The organism is Brevundimonas viscosa (genome assembly GCF_900116065.1).
GTDB lineage: Bacteria > Pseudomonadota > Alphaproteobacteria > Caulobacterales > Caulobacteraceae > Brevundimonas > Brevundimonas viscosa.
The window spans coordinates 1-15,594 of the sequence record NZ_FOZV01000010.1 but is presented as its reverse complement, the minus strand read 5'-3'; the positions used below and the strand labels follow the sequence as shown (position 1 = coordinate 15,594).

General features: G+C 70.5%; 15 protein-coding genes and 2 tRNA genes. 7 read left to right on the top strand and 10 right to left on the bottom strand.

The annotated features are described in order from the left end of the window. Window position 1: 1 nt before the first annotated feature. Window positions 2-1,849 (bottom strand): patatin-like phospholipase family protein, encoded by a 1,848-nt coding sequence (locus BM333_RS14265; protein WP_245777297.1) that lies wholly within the window; start codon window positions 1,847-1,849, stop codon window positions 2-4. A gap of 162 nt (window positions 1,850-2,011) precedes the next feature. Continuing rightward, the gene (locus tag BM333_RS14260; RefSeq protein WP_092313185.1) at window positions 2,012-2,410 is read right to left on the bottom strand and encodes a DUF1489 family protein; all 399 of its coding nucleotides are present in this window, start codon (window positions 2,408-2,410) and stop codon (window positions 2,012-2,014) included. A 72-nt stretch (window positions 2,411-2,482) separates the two neighbouring features. Between BM333_RS14260 and BM333_RS14255 the strand changes: the two genes are divergently transcribed. Further along, the gene (locus BM333_RS14255; protein ID WP_245777296.1) at window positions 2,483-2,863 is read left to right on the top strand and encodes a putative quinol monooxygenase; all 381 of its coding nucleotides are present in this window, start codon (window positions 2,483-2,485) and stop codon (window positions 2,861-2,863) included. Here the strand turns inward: BM333_RS14255 and BM333_RS14250 are convergent. Beyond that, window positions 2,860-4,878, bottom strand: a complete 2,019-nt coding sequence (locus tag BM333_RS14250; protein ID WP_092313182.1) for an acetyl/propionyl/methylcrotonyl-CoA carboxylase subunit alpha — start codon at window positions 4,876-4,878, stop codon at window positions 2,860-2,862. The genes BM333_RS14255 and BM333_RS14250 overlap by 4 nt on opposite strands. 95 nt (window positions 4,879-4,973) lie before the next feature. Then, the gene (locus BM333_RS14245) at window positions 4,974-5,873 is read right to left on the bottom strand and encodes an enoyl-CoA hydratase-related protein (protein ID WP_092313179.1); all 900 of its coding nucleotides are present in this window, start codon (window positions 5,871-5,873) and stop codon (window positions 4,974-4,976) included. 64 nt (window positions 5,874-5,937) lie between these two features. Here BM333_RS14245 and BM333_RS14240 point away from each other — a divergent pair, with 64 nt between their 5' ends. Continuing rightward, window positions 5,938-6,300, top strand: a complete 363-nt coding sequence (locus BM333_RS14240; protein WP_092313176.1) for a DUF2200 domain-containing protein — start codon at window positions 5,938-5,940, stop codon at window positions 6,298-6,300. Window positions 6,301-6,360: 60 nt separating this feature from the next. Here BM333_RS14240 and BM333_RS15760 read toward each other — a convergent pair whose 3' ends face one another. The 3 genes from BM333_RS15760 to BM333_RS14235 form a co-directional block, all read right to left on the bottom strand. Further along, the gene (locus BM333_RS15760) at window positions 6,361-6,549 is read right to left on the bottom strand and encodes a hypothetical protein (RefSeq protein ID WP_143105845.1); all 189 of its coding nucleotides are present in this window, start codon (window positions 6,547-6,549) and stop codon (window positions 6,361-6,363) included. A gap of 98 nt (window positions 6,550-6,647) precedes the next feature. Next, window positions 6,648-7,181 (bottom strand): hypothetical protein, encoded by a 534-nt coding sequence (locus BM333_RS15755; RefSeq protein WP_177221910.1) that lies wholly within the window; start codon window positions 7,179-7,181, stop codon window positions 6,648-6,650. A 115-nt stretch (window positions 7,182-7,296) separates the two neighbouring features. Next, window positions 7,297-8,889 carry a carboxyl transferase domain-containing protein gene (locus BM333_RS14235; RefSeq protein ID WP_092313173.1) on the bottom strand — a complete coding sequence of 531 codons (1,593 nt, stop codon included), beginning with the start codon at window positions 8,887-8,889 and terminating at the stop codon, window positions 7,297-7,299. A 346-nt stretch (window positions 8,890-9,235) separates the two neighbouring features. Here BM333_RS14235 and BM333_RS14230 point away from each other — a divergent pair, with 346 nt between their 5' ends. Beyond that, entirely contained in the window at window positions 9,236-10,585 is a 1,350-nt protein-coding gene (locus BM333_RS14230; RefSeq protein ID WP_092313170.1) for an MATE family efflux transporter, read from the top strand. Here the strand turns inward: BM333_RS14230 and BM333_RS14225 are convergent, their stop codons facing one another. Then, on the bottom strand, window positions 10,586-11,392 hold the full coding sequence (locus BM333_RS14225) for a hypothetical protein (RefSeq protein WP_092313167.1): 807 nt from the start codon (window positions 11,390-11,392) through the stop codon (window positions 10,586-10,588). A 143-nt stretch (window positions 11,393-11,535) separates the two neighbouring features. Between BM333_RS14225 and metG the strand changes: the two genes are divergently transcribed. Next, the gene (metG, locus tag BM333_RS14220; RefSeq protein WP_092313165.1) at window positions 11,536-13,242 is read left to right on the top strand and encodes a methionine--tRNA ligase; all 1,707 of its coding nucleotides are present in this window, start codon (window positions 11,536-11,538) and stop codon (window positions 13,240-13,242) included. Window positions 13,243-13,295: 53 nt separating this feature from the next. Here the strand turns inward: metG and BM333_RS14215 are convergent, their stop codons facing one another. Together BM333_RS14215 and rlmB are read right to left on the bottom strand one after the other, a co-directional pair. Further along, the gene (locus BM333_RS14215) at window positions 13,296-14,141 is read right to left on the bottom strand and encodes a TerC family protein (protein WP_092313162.1); all 846 of its coding nucleotides are present in this window, start codon (window positions 14,139-14,141) and stop codon (window positions 13,296-13,298) included. A 51-nt stretch (window positions 14,142-14,192) separates the two neighbouring features. Next, entirely contained in the window at window positions 14,193-15,071 is an 879-nt protein-coding gene (gene rlmB / locus BM333_RS14210) for a 23S rRNA (guanosine(2251)-2'-O)-methyltransferase RlmB (protein ID WP_092313159.1), read from the bottom strand. A 145-nt stretch (window positions 15,072-15,216) separates the two neighbouring features. On the opposite strand from rlmB, the gene BM333_RS14205 reads away from it, so the two are divergent. The 3 genes from BM333_RS14205 to BM333_RS15750 form a co-directional block, all read left to right on the top strand. Next, a tRNA-Tyr gene (locus BM333_RS14205) sits at window positions 15,217-15,300 on the top strand. 75 nt (window positions 15,301-15,375) lie between these two features. After that, a tRNA-Gly gene (locus BM333_RS14200) sits at window positions 15,376-15,449 on the top strand. A 50-nt stretch (window positions 15,450-15,499) separates the two neighbouring features. Beyond that, on the top strand, window positions 15,500-15,594 hold a 95-nt coding region (locus BM333_RS15750), incomplete at its 3' end, for a GTP-binding protein (protein ID WP_132095103.1).

Sequence of the window (15,594 nt, the reverse complement as noted above, 5' to 3'; positions counted from 1 at the left end):
GCTATGCGGACGGCGTACCTTTCCGCGCTCGCCGACGCCCTTTCGACGGCGTTTCCGCGGCGGCCTGACGGGCGGACGCTGCTGCCGTTTCCGCGTCTGTTTCTGGTGGCGCGGCGTCGGCGATCGCCCGGCGGCGGCGCAGGCCGGTGACCGGTCCGTCCAGTCCGGCGAGAGCGTCGCGCATGGCGCGGTAGCCCGCCTCGACGGCCGGGTCGAAGGCCTTCCAGTCGCGGATGTCGACGCCGTCGGGCGTGGGCTGGACCAGCAGGTCGGTGACCGCCCGGGAGGCTTCCAGCTCGGCGTCGGTGACGAGGGTGGCCGAGCGCATCAGGATGGAGACGATCGGCGGCCCGCGCCGCCACGCGCCGGTGGCGATCAGCCGCCAGATCGAGGGCGGATGCTCGACCATGGCGGGGTCGACGCCGCGGGCCTGGGACATGTCGACGCCGATCACGGGGCCGGTGTTCATCTGGCGCATCACCTCGCCGGGGAAGTTCTTCAGCACCGCCCCGTCGACGAGCACCTGCCCGTCGATGATCGCCGGCGGCATGATGCCGGGGATGGCGATCGAGGCGCGCATGGCCCGGCGCATCAGGCCGCGCCGGTGGACCTCGATCCGCCCCGTGGTCAGATTGGTGGAGACGGCGAAGAAAGGCCGGACAAGGTCGGCCATGTCGACGTCGCCATAGGTCTCGCGCAGCAGCCGGTCGACCTTGCGGGCGCGGGTCATGGCCAGCATCGGAAAGGTGATGTCCGACAGGGGGTCGCTCTCCACGAACGACTTGCGGATGCGGGCTTCCAGCTCCTGCTGCGACCAGCCCATGGCCGGGCCGGCCGCGACCACGGCGCCCATGGAGGCGCCGCCGACGAAGTCGATCGGCACGCCGGCCTCGTTCAGGGCCCGCAGGGCGCCGATGTGCGACAGGGCCCGGGCCCCGCCGCCGGACAGGACCAGGCCGACCGCCGTGCCGCTGACCACGCGGGCGATGCGGGCGGCGTCGGCGGCGTCGCCCTCCACGGCCTGGAACCAGCGCCCGGGTCGGATGGCGTCCAGCCAGACGCCGGTGTTGGCCGGCCGCGCCATGCGCGCGTCGCGCAGCAGGATCAGGTCGGTGCGGCGCTGGGCGTCCGGCGCGCCCGTGTGGGGCATGGGGCGGTTCGGCGGGGCGAGCAGGCACTGGCCGACCACGAAAACCCGGTCGACCTGGCGGGCGCAGAGGGCCGCCCAGGCCGGCTGGTCCATCTCGGCGACGTAGAGGACGAAGTCGTGGGCGTCTTCGACCCGGCTGAACCATTCGGCCGCAGAGGACAGGGCGCTCTCGTCGATCACCTGGCAGGTGAAGCCGTCGGCGACGAGGGCGGCGGCGATGCGATCGACGAAGGCCCGGATCGGCCGCGGACGGGCGGAGATGAAGCCGAAGACGCTGGGCTCGCCGCCGCCGGAGCGTCGCTCGCGGGCGCGTTGCATCATCAGCCGCGACAGCTCGACCATGAGGTCCGGTTCGGTGCGGGCCGCCTCGAAGAAGGCGGTCCGGGGCAGGGCCAGGATCTCCGAATCCCGCAGGGCGACCACGTCGGCCGTGTGTTCGGTGCCGGCCAGCATGGCCATCTCGCCGGCCGGCTCGCCCGGACGGATGACGCCCACGAACTGCGGCGGCTGGTCCGCGCCGTCGCGCCGGAACACCCCGAGGCGGCCGGAGCGGAGCAGATAGAGGGTATCGGCCGGGTCCCCCTCGCCAAACAGGGTCTCGCCGCCCGTCAGGGCGAACCAGCTGGCCGGGGTGTTGGTCCCGCCCTCGAATATCCGGTGCAGGGCGTCCTCGAGGCGGTCGGAGCGGGGAGGGGACATGGGCGAGACGCCAGGTTCCAGGTTCTAGGTGCTGGGCGCCAGGTGGCTGGCGTGAGGGACAACGGGGACGGCTCTGCCCGCGGCGCCCGACTCGCACCCCGGAACCTAGAACCTAGAACCTAGAACCTGGAACCTGAAACCTGAAACCTGAAACCCGACGTCCTACCAGGCGCCCAGTTCGCGCAGCTCGCGCACCAAATCCGGCGGCAGGTCGGTGGCGCCGGCGGAGGTCAGGTCGACGGGGCAGTCGCGGTGTTCGAGGTAGCGCCAGCCCTGGAACGGGCGGCGGGCCAGCGGCGCGGTGCGGATGACCCTGGACTCCAGTTTGATCTCGCAGCGGCTGGCCTTGCCCTCGCCGACGGTCGTGATGTCGAGGATCGGCTGGCGGCAGGCGACGGTCCCCTTGATCACCCAGTAGAGCGAGCCGCCGTCCTCGATCTCGGCCGCGCGCTTGGGAGACATGCGGGTGTGCACGATGCGCCAGTCGCTGCGGGCGGCGTTGCGCTCCAGCGTCTCGACGTCGGACACGCCGACGCACAGCTTGATCATGTGGAGAGGCATGCCCCGCGCTTAGCACCGGAATTCCGGCGACGTCACGGCGACATTTTACTCGCTCGCTGGCAGGATCGGTCCATGGACCCCCACCGCCGCCACATCGTCGCCGCCGGCCTCGGCCTCGCCGCGGCGACCGTGGCCGCGCCTGTTGCTGGAGAGACGCCGATGTATGGACTGATCGGCCGGATGAAGGCCGTCCCCGGCCAGCGCGACGCGCTCGCCGCCATCCTGCTGGAGGGGACCGGGGAGATGCCCGGGTGCCTGAGCTACATCGTGGCGAAGGACCCGGCCGACGCCGACGCCCTGTGGATCACCGAAGTGTGGGACAGCGCCGACAGCCACCGCGCCTCGCTGCAGCTGCCGGCCGTTCAGGCGGCCATCGCCCGGGGAAGGCCGCTGATCGCGGGCTTCGACAGCCAGGTGGAGACGGAGCCGCTGGGGGGCGTGGGGCTGCCCTAGCTTTCCCCCGACTGCACCACGGCGAGCACGGCGCCTTCGCCGACCTGGTCTCCGACGGCGGCGGAGACGCTGTCGACCACGCCGTCGAAGGGGGCGACGAGGGCGTGCTCCATCTTCATGGCCTCGAGCACGACAATGGGCGCGCCCTTGGCGACTGTGTCGCCGGCGGCGGCGGGGACGGCGACGATCTTGCCGGGCATGGGCGCGCGGAGCGAGCCGTCGGAGGCGGGGCCGTCGCCGGGAGCGGCGCCGTGGTGGGTCAGGTCCTCGAAGGCCCAGGCTTCGCCGTCATGGAAGATCACCGGCTCGTCGACGACGCGGCCGATCTCCCGGTCCGGCTTGGCGTCGCGCATCATCGTGACGCCGCCGGTGAGGACGTAGGCCTCGAGGGTCGTATCGCCGAGGTCGACCTGCCAGTAGCTGCCGTGCTCCCCGGGGACCGGCCGACCCTCGACCACGGTTCCGTTGACACGGGCCCGCTGCGGCGCCGGACGTGCGCCGTTCATGCGGAAGCCGTAGAGGCCCGAGGCGGTCGGGGCCCACGGGCTGGCGCCGCGGCCGGGGAGGTTGGACGGGCGGACCCACTCCTCCTCGTGATGGGCGTCGCTGGCCAGGGTCGCGAGCGCGGCGGCCTGCACCGCGGGCGGCGGCGCGGTGACCGTCAACGCCTCCTCCTCGGCGGCGATGAAGCCGGTGTCCACGTCGCCGGCGACGAACCGCGGGTGTTCGAGGCAGCGCTTGAGGAAGCCGGCGTTGGCCCGGACCGGCCAGACCTCGACCTCGCCGCAGGCCTCGGCCAGCCCCGCCGCCGCCGCCTCGCGGTCGTCGGCGTGGACGATCAGCTTGGCGATCATCGGGTCGTAGAACTGGCTGACCTCGCTGCCCCAGGTGACGCCGGTGTCGACGCGGATGTCCTCGGGGAGGACGAGGTGCTCCAGCGTGCCGATGCTGGGCAGGAAGCCGTTGGCCGGGTCTTCCGCGTACAGGCGGGCCTCCATGGCCCAGCCGTTCAGGGGGATGTCGTCCTGCTTCAGCGGGATCGGCTCGCCGGCGGCGACGCGCAGCTGCCATTCGACGAGGTCGACGCCGGTGATGGCCTCGGTGACCGGATGCTCGACCTGCAGCCGGGTGTTCATCTCCATGAACCAGATGCGGTCGGCCTTCAGGCCCTCGGAAGCGTCGGCGATGAACTCGATGGTGCCGGCGCCCTGGTAGTTCACCGCCTTCGCCGCGCGGACGGCGGCGGCGGTGACGGCCGCGCGGGTGGCCGCGTCCATGCCGGGGGCGGGGGCCTCCTCGATCACCTTCTGGTGGCGGCGCTGCAGGGAGCAGTCGCGCTCGTGCAGGTGGACGACGGTCCCGTGCCTGTCGCCGAACACCTGCACCTCGATGTGGCGCGGGCGGGTGATGTATTTCTCGATCAGGACGCGCGGGTCGCCGAAGGAGGACTGGCCCTCGCGCTGGGCCGAGGCGAGGCCGTCGGCGAAATCCTCCGCGCGGTCGACCTTCTTCATGCCCTTGCCGCCGCCGCCGGCGACGGCCTTGATCAGCACCGGATAGCCGATGGCGTCGGCCTCCTTGCGCAGGCGCTCCGGCGACTGGTCCTCGCCGAGGTAGCCGGGGGTGACCGGCACGCCGGCCTCGATCATCAGGGCCTTGGCGGCGTCCTTCAGGCCCATGGCGCGGATGGCGGCCGGCGGCGGGCCGATCCACACCAGGCCGGCGGCGGCGACGGCCTCGGCGAAGTCGGCGTTCTCGGACAGGAAGCCATATCCGGGATGAATGGCCTCGGCGCCGGTCGCCTTGGCCGCCGCCAGCACCTTGTCCGCGTCGAGGTAGGACTCGCGGGCCGGGGCGGGGCCGATCAGGACGGCCTCGTCGGCCTCGCGCACGTGCAGGGCGTCGGCGTCGGCCTCCGAATGGACGGCGATGGTGCGCAGGCCCAGTCGGCGGGCGGTGCGGAACACGCGGCAGGCGATCTCGCCGCGATTGGCGACCAGGACGGATTTGAACATGGCCGTTTCTTAGAGTGGCGAGTGACGAGTGGCGAGTGGCGAGTTGGGCTCAGGTCGGATGGGCCGAGTTCGGCCGCTTGTCACTCGCCACTCCCTCACTCGGCCCAGCCTGGCTTCCGCTTGTCGAGGAAGGCGCGGACGCCTTCCTGGCCTTCGGCGGAGACGCGGGCGCGGGCGATGCGGCGGGCGGTGTCCTCCATCATGCCGTGGTCGATGTGGCGGCCGGCGAGATCGTTGACCAGCCGCTTGGCGTCGCCCACCGCGCCGGGGGCGCAGGCCTTCATGGCGTCGGACAGGGTGCGGACGAAGCCGTCGATGTCGTCGGCCGAGGCGAGCACCTGGCTGACGAGGCCATGGTCCTTCGCCCGGTCGGCGTCGAAGACTTCGGCGGTGGTGAACAGGGCGCGGGCGGCGCGCGGGCCGACGGCCTCGATGACGTAGGGGGCGATGGTCGCGGGGATCAGGCCCAGTCTGACTTCCGAGAAGGCGAACTTCGCGCCCTTGACCGCCACCGCCATGTCGCAGGCGGCGACGATGCCGGCGCCGCCGCCCATGGCCGCGCCCTCGACCAGGGCCACAGTCAGGGCCGGCACGTCGTGCAGGGCCTTGAGCATCTTCGCCAGGCCGATGGCGTCGTCGCGGTTGTCGCTCTCGGACCAGTCGGCGGCGTCGCGCATCCAGGCGAGGTCCGCCCCGGCGCAGAAGGTCCCACCCGCGCCGCGCACGAACACCACCCGCACATGGTCGGCGCCCTGCAGGGTCTCGAAGGCCTCGTACAGCGCCGCGATGGTCGGGGCGTCGAAGGCGTTCTTTTTCTGCGGCCGGTTGATGGTGACGAAGACCACGCCGTCTGGCGTCGAGTCGATGCGAACCAGCCTGTCGTCGGCGTCGGGCGCCGCGCCGGCCAGCAGCGGATGGGCGATGGCGTTGATCTCGGCCGCCTCGGCGGGGGTGATGTCGAGGGCGTTCAGATCGGCGTCGGTGGGCTTGGCCATGCTGGTCTCCTGTCGCGTCAGGCCTATAACGCCTGAAGGCCGAACGGAATACGGAGCTTCCCGGATGGCGACGAACACAGCCGAGCGGGTCCGCCGGATGAGCGTGGCTGGCGTCTATCCCCACTACGTCGCCAAGGCGGAGAAGAAGGGCGGCACCCGGGCGGAGGTGGACGAGGTTATCCGCTGGCTGACCGGCTATTCGCAGCATCAACTGGAGGCGCTGCTGGCCGACGGGACCGACTTCGAGACCTTCTTCGCCCAAGCGCCGGCGATGAACCCGAACCGGTTCCTGATCACCGGCGTGATCTGCGGCTATCGGGTGGAGGAGATCGAGGACCCGTTCATGCGCGAGGTCCGCCAGCTCGACAAGCTGATCGACGAGCTGGCGAAGGGGAAGGCGATGGAGAAGGTGCTGCGGAAGGGGTGAACTGATCCAGGCCGCGCGACGTCCGCTTCCGGCCCATCGTTGATGGACCGCTTTCGACCCTTAGCCGACGTCGGGCATGCCCGCTTTTAGCCACCAGACCCGCTGCCGGGCCTCGGCAATAGCAGTTTCTGGGCTGTCGTAGACGCCGCAACTTGGACCCGGATTACCCCAAGCCCCGTCCCGGTCAGCAGGCTGCTTCTTATAGGTATAGAGGCCGTCCTCTCGCTCGACGACGATGATGCGTTCCAAGCCGTCGCTGCGGGAAAACGCTCCAACTGTTCTATCGCGCGCCATCAGCGAACGATAACTGCACGTGAGTCCGCTAACCACCCTATCCGGACGCCCGCTCAGTCCGCTTGCGGGTGAGAGACCAGACGCGAAGATGCCTTGACCTCATAACTTGAGACGTAAGCCGGATCGAGCTTGTAGCCGGAGCGGGTTTTGACAAGCTGGTGGGGGTTCGGGATCGACCCTGTCGGCATCACAGGCAGCGACATGGTTTCAGGCCAGCGAAGCACAAGGCGGTTCATCACTCGCTCCCGAAATCGGGTCGCTGATGCGGGATCTTCGCCTTCCAGAAAAGCTATCCAGACAAGCCCGAGGTGATCGTGTCCATCCATGATCACCGCCTCTGCGTGATCATCTTCGGTGCCTCTCCATATTGCCGCGCGGAGCGTTCGGTTGGCCTCCGGGATTGCCTCGGCAGTATATCTCAAGCTCTCGTCGTTCTCTGCATCGACGTGCAGACCTTCCGCCTGCGATACTTGCCGAAGGATAGCGAGGAACTCCGCCCGGTCAGATGGCGTGTGAAGTTGGACTTCAAACGCCGCCACGGTCCGACCGCTGTGCGGCTGCGGGGCGACGCACCCCGAGACGACCATGGAAATGCCTATCAGGACCGCTCGCCACATACCCAAACGGTAGATGTCGCGGGATCACTGTCAACGTCCGCTTTCCACCCCTAGCCGGCGTTCCCGAGGCCCGCTTGCGGCGCGCCTACATCCGGAACACGCCGAACGTCGTCTCCGGGATCGGGGCGTTCAGGCTGGCCGAGATCGCCAGACCGAGCACATCCCGCGTCTGCGCCGGGTCGATCACCCCGTCGTCCCACAGCCTGGCGGTGGCGTACCAGGGGTTGCCCTCGTCCTCGTATTTCTGGCGGATCGGGGCCTTGAAGGCCTCGGCCTCTTCCTCGGACCAGGTGTCGGCGTCGCGGTGGACGGTGGCGAGGACGGCGGCGGCCTGTTCGCCGCCCATGACGCTGATGCGGCTGTTGGGCCAGGTGAACAGGAAGCGCGGGGAGTAGGCGCGGCCGCACATGCCGTAGTTGCCGGCCCCGAAGCTGCCGCCGATCAGGACGGTGAATTTGGGCACCTCGGCCGAGGCGACGGCGGTGACCAGCTTGGCCCCGTTCTTCGCGATCCCCTCGGCTTCGTAGCGGCCGCCGACCATGAAGCCGGAGATGTTCTGCAGGAAGACCAGCGGAATCTTCCGCTTGCAGGCCAGTTCGATGAAGTGGGCGCCCTTGAGCGCGCTTTCCGAGAACAGCACGCCGTTGTTGGCGAGGATGGCGACCGGATAGCCCCAGATGCGGGCGAAGCCGCAGACCAGGGTCGTGCCGTACAGCGCCTTGAACTCGTCGAACTCGGAGCCGTCGACGAGGCGGGCGATGACCTCGCGCACGTCGTAGGGGGCGCGGACGTCGTCGGGGATCAGGCCGTACAGCTCCTCGGGATCGAAGACCGGCGGCCGGGGCTCGCGCACGTCCATGTCGACGCGCTTGACCGTGTTCAGGCTGGCGACGATGTCGCGGACGATCTCCAGCGCGTGCTCGTCGTTCTCGGCGACGTAGTCGACCACGCCGGACTTCCGCCCGTGGGTCTCGGCCCCGCCCAGGTCCTCGGCCGAGATGACCTCGCCGGTGGCGGCCTTCACCAGCGGCGGACCGGCGAGGAAGATGGTGCCCTGGTTGCGGACGATGACCGTCTCGTCCGACATGGCCGGCACGTAGGCGCCGCCGGCGGTGCAGCTGCCCATGACGCAGGCGATCTGGGGGATGGACTTCGCCGACATCCGCGCCTGGTTGAAGAAGATGCGGCCGAAGTGGTCGCGGTCGGGGAAGACCTCGGCCTGGTGCGGCAGGTTGGCCCCGCCGGAGTCGACCAGGTAGATGCAGGGCAGGTTGTTCTGCTCGGCGATCTCCTGGGCCCGCAGGTGCTTCTTCACCGTCATCGGGAAATAGGCGCCGCCCTTCACCGTCGGGTCGTTGGCGACGATCATCACCTCGCGGCCCGACACCCGGCCGATGCCGCAGATCATCCCGGCGCCGGGGGCCTCGCCGCCGTACATGCCGTGCGCCGCCAGCTGGCCGATCTCGAGGAAGGGCGAGCCGGGATCGAGCAGGCGTTCGACGCGGTCGCGGGGCAGCAGCTTGCCGCGCGATACGTGCCGCTCGCGCGCCTTGTCCGAACCGCCGCGCGCGGCCGCCGCCACCTTCTCGTGCAGCTCGTCGCGCAGGGCGCGGTTGTGGGCGTCCAGCTTGCGGAAGGCGGCGCTGGTCTTGTCGAGGGCGGAAGTCAGCTTGGGCATGCGGGTGGTTTAGGGGCGTTCCGGCGCGGGGGGAAGCGGGCGCAGGACCGCGTCGGGGACGGCGCCCGTGGCTGAGGGCGCTGATTCATCACAAAGGACACGAAGACGGCACGAAGAACACGACGAGAGCGAGGGCGTGGCGCCGCAGGCATGTTCATTCCTCGCAGCACCGGAATGCGCTTCGCGCGACGAGGGGCGCAGGCCTCTTCGTGTCCTTTGTGGTCCTTCGTGTCCTTCGTGATGAACCAGCTACGCGATCGTCGCACGCGGCGAGAAGGTCAGCTTATCCCGGCCCGCCTCAAATCCAGTTGACCCGGCTCCTCCGCCGTGGCCTGTCGCGCGGCCCATGTTCACGCTCAGCCTCGCCACCCGCACCACCCTGAAGGACCTGCTGCACCTCGCGTGGCCGGTGGTGCTGGCGCGCATCGGCATCATGACCATGGGCCTGACCGACGCCATCGTGGTCGGCAATTTCTCGGGCGAACAACTGGCCTTTCACGCCCTCGCCTGGGCGCCGACCGCCATTCTGGTCACCACCGCCGTCGGCCTGATGATGGGGGTGCAGGTGATGACCGCGCGCATGCTGGGCGAGGGGCGCACCCACGAGGTCGGGGCGGTGTTCCGCCGCGGGGTCGTCTACGCCCTGCAGATCGGCGTGCTGTCCATGGTCGGACTGATCCTGATCGGGCCGTGGGCCCTGCGCCACGCCGGGCTGGCCGACGGCCTCGCGGAAGGCGCCAGCCGGCCGCTGATCATCTTCGCCCTGTCGATGCCGGCCTATCTGGTCTCGGTGGCGGCGCAGTTCTTCCTCGAGGCCCTGCATCGGCCCAAGGCCGGGATGTGGGCCATGTGGGTGGCCAACGGGGTCAATCTGGCCCTCAATCTGCTGCTGGTTCCGGATCTGCTGGGCATCGGCTGGTCGGGCGCGGCGGCCTCGGCCTGGGCGACCTTCTTCGCCCGGCTGTCGCTGGCGGTGTTCCTCGTCTGGTTCATCGTCCGGCTGCCCGAGGCGCGGGCGCTGGGCGTGTTCGACCGCCCGCGTCGGGACCGGGTCGTCGAGCGCGACCAGCGCAAGGTCGGCTACGGCGCCGGCAGCTCCTACTTCATCGAGGTGGCCGCCTTCGGAGCCATGACCTTCTTCGCCGGCCGGATCGGGGCGATCGAGACTTCGGCATGGACCATCGTGCTGAACATCTCGGCCATCGTCTTCATGGTCCCGATGGGCCTGTCGGCCGCGACCGCCGTGCTGGTCGGCCGGGCCTACGGGGCCGGCGACGGACGCGGGGTGATGCGCGCGGGGCTGGTGGGGGTGGCCGTGGTGGCGGCGCTGGCCACCGTGATCGCCCTGATCGTCTGGCCGACCGCCCCATGGCTGGCCTCGGTCTACAACCGCGACCCGACCCTGCTGGCGGTGGTCGTCCCGGCGCTGGTGCTGGCCACCCTGTTCTTCGTCGCCGACGCCATCCAGGTGGTCGCCGCCTCGGCCAACCGCGCCGCCGGCGACGTCTGGTGGCCGACCATCCTGCACTTCGTCGCCTATTCGGCGATCATGATGCCGCTGGGCTGGTGGCTGGCGCACGAGATCGGCGTGGATGGCCTCGTCTGGGCGGTGATCGTCGCCAGCCTGGTCTCGGCGACGCTGCTGACGGGGCGGTTCGTGCGCGTGGCGCGGCGGCTGCCGGCCGACGCCGGCTGATCACCGCGCGAACACGTACCGGCAGGGCCAGCCCGAATTGCGATGGTGGGCGTTGCCGAGGCTGAAACCCTCCAGCACCAGCCGGCGGCCGTCGTCCTCGAGCCGGGCGGGGCCGGACAGGATGGTGCTGTCAGGCACGTTGTTGCCGCCCTCGACGGTCAGGGTCAGGCGGCTCGTGACGGGGTCGAAATCCGCCTGTCCCCAGTAGTCCCGGTAGCTCTCGAAGGGCAGGAAGGTGACCCAGAAGCGGCCGGGCGCCCTGAACTCCAGCTCCCGCACCGGTTCCGTCGGCTGCGGTCCGGAGCACTCGATTTGGACCTGGGGCCACAGGCCGGTAAGAACCCGCTCCCCGGACTCGTCCGGCGGCGGGGCGTCAGCCGGCGGGCTCGCCGGATCCTCGATGGCCCGGACGTGGCGGGCGACGGGTCCGTCCGGCGCCCGGGCCTCGAGGGTCAGGGTTTCACCGATACGAGCGTCCGGCGACACCATGATGCTCAGTCGATCGTCTGACAGGGTGGCGACGCCGGTTGGGGCGATGCGCCAGTCGACCAGGCAGGACGCCGGAATGGCGGGCGGGATGAAGCTGGCGGTTCGCGCGAGACCCGAGACGGCTCTCAGGGGCAGGGTCTGGCCCGGGTGCACCGCCTCGGCGTCGACCCAGAACTCCACCGGCTGAAACCGGAACGCGGCGCAGGCTTCTGCCCTTGGGCGGGACGCCTGGGCGAGGACCGGCGAAGGCGCGGCGGCGGCGCCGGTCAGCGCCAGGGCGAGTCCCGTGATGGCGGCCGGCGTAGCGGGGTGGCGCATGGGATCCTCCTCCTCACGCGTCACTGTGCACGATCCAGGGCGCCGAGCGAACCCACGCTTCCTGACGCCGGACGGGCCGTCGGGGCTTTGCCGCCGGCCCGGGGCCTCTCTATATGGTCGCCTCCCAAGCCTTCCGGACTCCCATGGCCCGCATCCTGATCACCTCGGCCCTGCCGTACATCAACGGCATCAAACATCTGGGCAATCTGGCCGGGTCGATGCTGCCGGCCGACGTCTGGGCGCGGTTCAAGCGGGCCCAGGGGCATGAGGTGCTCTACATCTGCGCCACCGACGAGCACGGCACCCCGGCCGAGCTGGCCGCCGCGGCGGCCGGGCAGGACGTGCGCACCTATTGCGACGAGCAGCACGAGATCCAGAAGCAGGCCGGCGAGGCCTTCGGCCTGAGCTACGACTGGTTCGGCCGCTCCTCGAATGCGCCGAACCACCGGCTGACCCAGCATTTCGCCGAGGTGCTGGAGAAGAACGGCCTGATCGAGGAGCGGGTCGACCGGATGATCTATTCGATCGACGACGCCCGCTTCCTGCCGGACCGCTACGTCGAGGGCACCTGCCCGCACTGCGGCCACGTCGGCGCGCGCGGCGACCAGTGCGACAACTGCGGCCGCCTGCTGGACCCGACCGATCTGATCGATCCGTATTCCTCGGTGTCCGGTTCGCGGAACCTCGAGGTGCGCGACACCCGCCACCTCTATCTGCTGCAGACGAAGCTGGCCGACCGCATCCGCGCCTGGATCGACAGCCGCGAGGGCTGGCAGACGCTGGCGAGGTCGATCGCGCTCAAGCACCTCGACGAGGGGCTGATCGACCGCGGCATCACCCGCGACCTGAAGTGGGGCGTGCCGGTGGTCGGCCCCGACGGCGGGCCGCGGCCGGGGCTGGAGGGCAAGGTCTTCTATGTCTGGTTCGACGCCCCCATCGAATACATCGGCGCCACCGAGGAGTGGGCCGAGGCGACGGGGCGGACCTGGCGCGACTGGTGGCGCACCGACGAGGGCGCCGGGGACGTCCGCTACGTCCAGTTCATGGGCAAGGACAACGTCGCCTTCCACACCGTCAGCTTCCCGGCGACGATCCTGGGATCGGGCGAGCCGTGGAAGACGGTCGACCAGCTGAAGGCCTTCAACTGGCTGAACTGGTACGGCGGCAAGTTCTCGACCAGCCAGAAGCGCGGCGTGTTCATGGACCAGGCCCTGGAGCTGCTGCCGGCCGACTACTGGCGCTGGTTCCTGACCGCCTACGGGCCCGAGCACTCGGACGCCGCCTTCACCTGGGAGCAGTTCCAGGGCGCGGTGAACAAGGACCTCGCCGACGTGCTCGGCAATTTCGTCAACCGCATCGTCAAGTTCGCGGAATCGAAGTTCGATGGCGTCGTGCCGGACGGCGGGGAGCCCGGCCCCCTGGAGGCGAAGCTGGAGGCCGACCTGCGGGCCGGCATCGCGGAGGCGACGGCGCAGTTCGAGGCCATGGAGTTCCGCAAGGCGTGTCAGGCCCTGCGCGCCGTCTGGGTGTCGGGCAACGAGTACCTGCAGGAGGCGGCCCCGTGGACCGCCTTCAAGACCGATGTCGACCGCGCCGCGGTCGGGGTGCGCACCGGCCTGAACCTTGTGGCCCTGTTCGCGCGACTGGCCGCGCCGGTGACGCCGTTCTCGGCGGAGAGGATCGCGGCGGCGGTCGGGACCAGCGACCTGTCGTGGCCCGCGGCCGACGCGCCCCTGCTGGACGCCCTGCCGCGCGGCCAGACGGTGGCCGCCGCCGGGGTCCTGTTCGCCAAGATCGAGGACGCCCAGGTGGCGGAGTGGTCGGAGCGTTTCGGCGGGGCCGAGGCCTGAGGCTTCCGCCTGAATGACAAAAGGCCCGGAGCGCGCTCCGGGCCTTTTTCGCGTCAGCCCCCCGGCGCGGGGACCGTTTGGGCCGGCGGCGGCGTCTCCGCCGCCGGGGCTCCGTGCGCCGGGGCCGCGCTCTCTTCCTCGCCGCGCGTGCCGCGCAGGTGCTTCGCCGCCTCCTTCTCGGTGATGTCGAGGAAGGCCGGGGCCGAGGCGTTGAAGGCCTCGCGGTTGTCGGTGCGCACGATCACCGAACGGGCCCCGTCCCAGACCATGTGCAGGGCGACGTAGAGAACGATCAGCAGGCCGACGTAGCCGATCCAGCGGTGCTTGGTGAGGATGCGGGCGATGAAGGTCGCCGCCACGCCCATCAGGCCGATCGACAGCACCAGGCCGAAGACCATGATCCACGGATGCTCGTGCGCCGCGCCGGCCACGGCCAAGACGTTGTCCAGCGACATGGTCACGTCGGCGATCATGATTTGCAGCAGGGCGGCGCCGAAGGACTTGCGCTTCAGGCCCAGCTCCTCGGGAGAGGGGCCCTTGCCGTGCTCGATCTGCATGGCCAGCTCGAGCTCGGCCTCGGCCTCGGCCTGGTCGTGGGTGGCGGACTCGCGCAGCTCGCGCCACATCTTCCAGCACACCCACAGCAGCAGCAGCCCGCCGGCCAGCAGGAGGCCGACGATGGCCAGCAGCTGGACGGTGATCAGGGCGAAGCCGATGCGCAGCACCACGGCGGCGGCGAGGCCGATGAGGATGGCCTTCTTGCGCTGCTCGGGGGCGAGGGCGGCGGCGGCCAGGCCGACGGCGACGGCGTTGTCGCCGGCCAGCACGAGGTCGATCATCAGCACCTGGCCGAGGGCGGCCAGCTGCGAGGCGAGTTCGGGGGAGCTGAGGAAATCCATGGCCGCGCTCTAGGGGAGGAAGGGTCGGTTCGGCAAGCGGTCGGCTGCGGCTCAGGTTCCGGTTTGCCGGCGCGCGGCCTCGTACAGGGCGATGGCCGCGGCGTTGGAGACGTTGAGGCTCTCGAAGCCGCCCGGCATGGGGATGCGGGCCAGATCGTCGCAGTGCTCGGCGACCAGCCGGCGCAGGCCCTCGCCCTCGGAGCCCATGACCAGCACGGTCGGGCCGCCGTCCAGCGCCTCTTCCAGCGTCCGTTCCGCCGCGCCGTCCAGCCCGACGGCCCGCCAGCCGAGGTCGGCCAGCCGCTCGAGCGCCCGGCTGAGGTTGACCGCGCGAACGCAGGGCAGCCGCTCGGTCGCCCCCGCCGCCGCCTTGGCCAGGGCGCCGGCCAGGGCCGGGGAGTGGCGGTCCTGCACCACGATGCCGCGCGCCCCGAAGGCCAGGGCCGAGCGGAAGATCGCCCCGACGTTCTGCGGATCGGTCAGCTGGTCCAGCATGACGATGACGCCCCGGGCCGGGGTCGCGATATCCTCCAGCGCCACGCCCTCCAGCGGCGCGACCTTGAAGGCCAGTCCCTGGTGCACGGCGCCGGGCGGCAGCAGGCGGGCCAGGGCGGCGGGGTCGATCGTCTCGATGCGGTGACCGTGCGGGGCCAGCCGGTCGCGGTCGATCTCGACGGCGCGCTCGGGCGTGGCCAGCAGCCGGCCCATGCCCTTGCGGGCCGGGTTGGCCAGCGCCGCCAGCACCGGATGGCGGCCCCACAGCCAGCCGTCGGCGTCGACCTTGCCGCGCGGCGGCCGCGGCGTGGAATCGGTGGCCGGCCCGCGCTCCGGAATCGCGCCGCGCTCGCGCTTGGCGGCGCCCTCGGGGCGACCCCGGAAGCCCGGCTTTTTCGGGCTTTGACGGTCGTTGCGTTCTCTTTTCGACGACACTATAAGGCGCGCTCCGATTTGGGGCCCAAGGGCTTCCCGGTCGAGGCGCTCCCTCTAACCCGGCGCGTGCCCCGACCGAAGGCCTTTGTTCGAGCGGACCGAAAGGCCCGCCCGGGCGTTCCGGATCGGTCTTCACATCGCGCGCGGGGGAATGTCCCGAGCGGCAAAGGGGGCGGACTGTAAATCCGCTGCGTAAGCTTCGCAGGTTCGAGTCCTGCTTCCCCCACCACGCGCCGTGAAGACCGGAAGGAGCGGACCTCCGATGAGGGCCGGGTGCGACGGAGCGATCCGACGCATTCTCCGCGCGGGTATAGCACAATGGTAGTGCAGCAGCCTTCCAAGCTGAGGATGTCGGTTCGATCCCGTCTACCCGCTCCAGATTCTGACCGCTGACAACCGCCCCCTTCCGGGCCGCAGGAGTTTTGGCCATGGCCAAGGAAAAGTTCGAACGCACGAAGCCGCACTGCAACATCGGCACGATCGGTCACGTTGACCACGGCAAGACGACGCTGACGGCGGCGAT

Excerpts from the sequence above, each read along its gene's own strand:
- BM333_RS14265 (WP_245777297.1), bottom strand. The coding sequence starts at position 1,849 with ATGTCCCCTCCCCGCTCCGACCGCCTCGAGGACGCCCTGCACCGGATA.
- BM333_RS14260 (WP_092313185.1), bottom strand. The coding sequence starts at position 2,410 with ATGCCTCTCCACATGATCAAGCTGTGCGTCGGCGTGTCCGACGTCGAG.
- BM333_RS14255 (WP_245777296.1), top strand. The coding sequence starts at position 2,483 with ATGGACCCCCACCGCCGCCACATCGTCGCCGCCGGCCTCGGCCTCGCC.
- BM333_RS14250 (WP_092313182.1), bottom strand. The coding sequence starts at position 4,878 with ATGTTCAAATCCGTCCTGGTCGCCAATCGCGGCGAGATCGCCTGCCGC.
- BM333_RS14245 (WP_092313179.1), bottom strand. The coding sequence starts at position 5,873 with ATGGCCAAGCCCACCGACGCCGATCTGAACGCCCTCGACATCACCCCC.
- BM333_RS14240 (WP_092313176.1), top strand. The coding sequence starts at position 5,938 with ATGGCGACGAACACAGCCGAGCGGGTCCGCCGGATGAGCGTGGCTGGC.
- BM333_RS15755 (WP_177221910.1), bottom strand. The coding sequence starts at position 7,181 with ATGGTCGTCTCGGGGTGCGTCGCCCCGCAGCCGCACAGCGGTCGGACC.
- BM333_RS14235 (WP_092313173.1), bottom strand. The coding sequence starts at position 8,889 with ATGCCCAAGCTGACTTCCGCCCTCGACAAGACCAGCGCCGCCTTCCGC.
- BM333_RS14230 (WP_092313170.1), top strand. The coding sequence starts at position 9,236 with ATGTTCACGCTCAGCCTCGCCACCCGCACCACCCTGAAGGACCTGCTG.
- BM333_RS14225 (WP_092313167.1), bottom strand. The coding sequence starts at position 11,392 with ATGCGCCACCCCGCTACGCCGGCCGCCATCACGGGACTCGCCCTGGCG.
- metG (WP_092313165.1), top strand. The coding sequence starts at position 11,536 with ATGGCCCGCATCCTGATCACCTCGGCCCTGCCGTACATCAACGGCATC.
- BM333_RS14215 (WP_092313162.1), bottom strand. The coding sequence starts at position 14,141 with ATGGATTTCCTCAGCTCCCCCGAACTCGCCTCGCAGCTGGCCGCCCTC.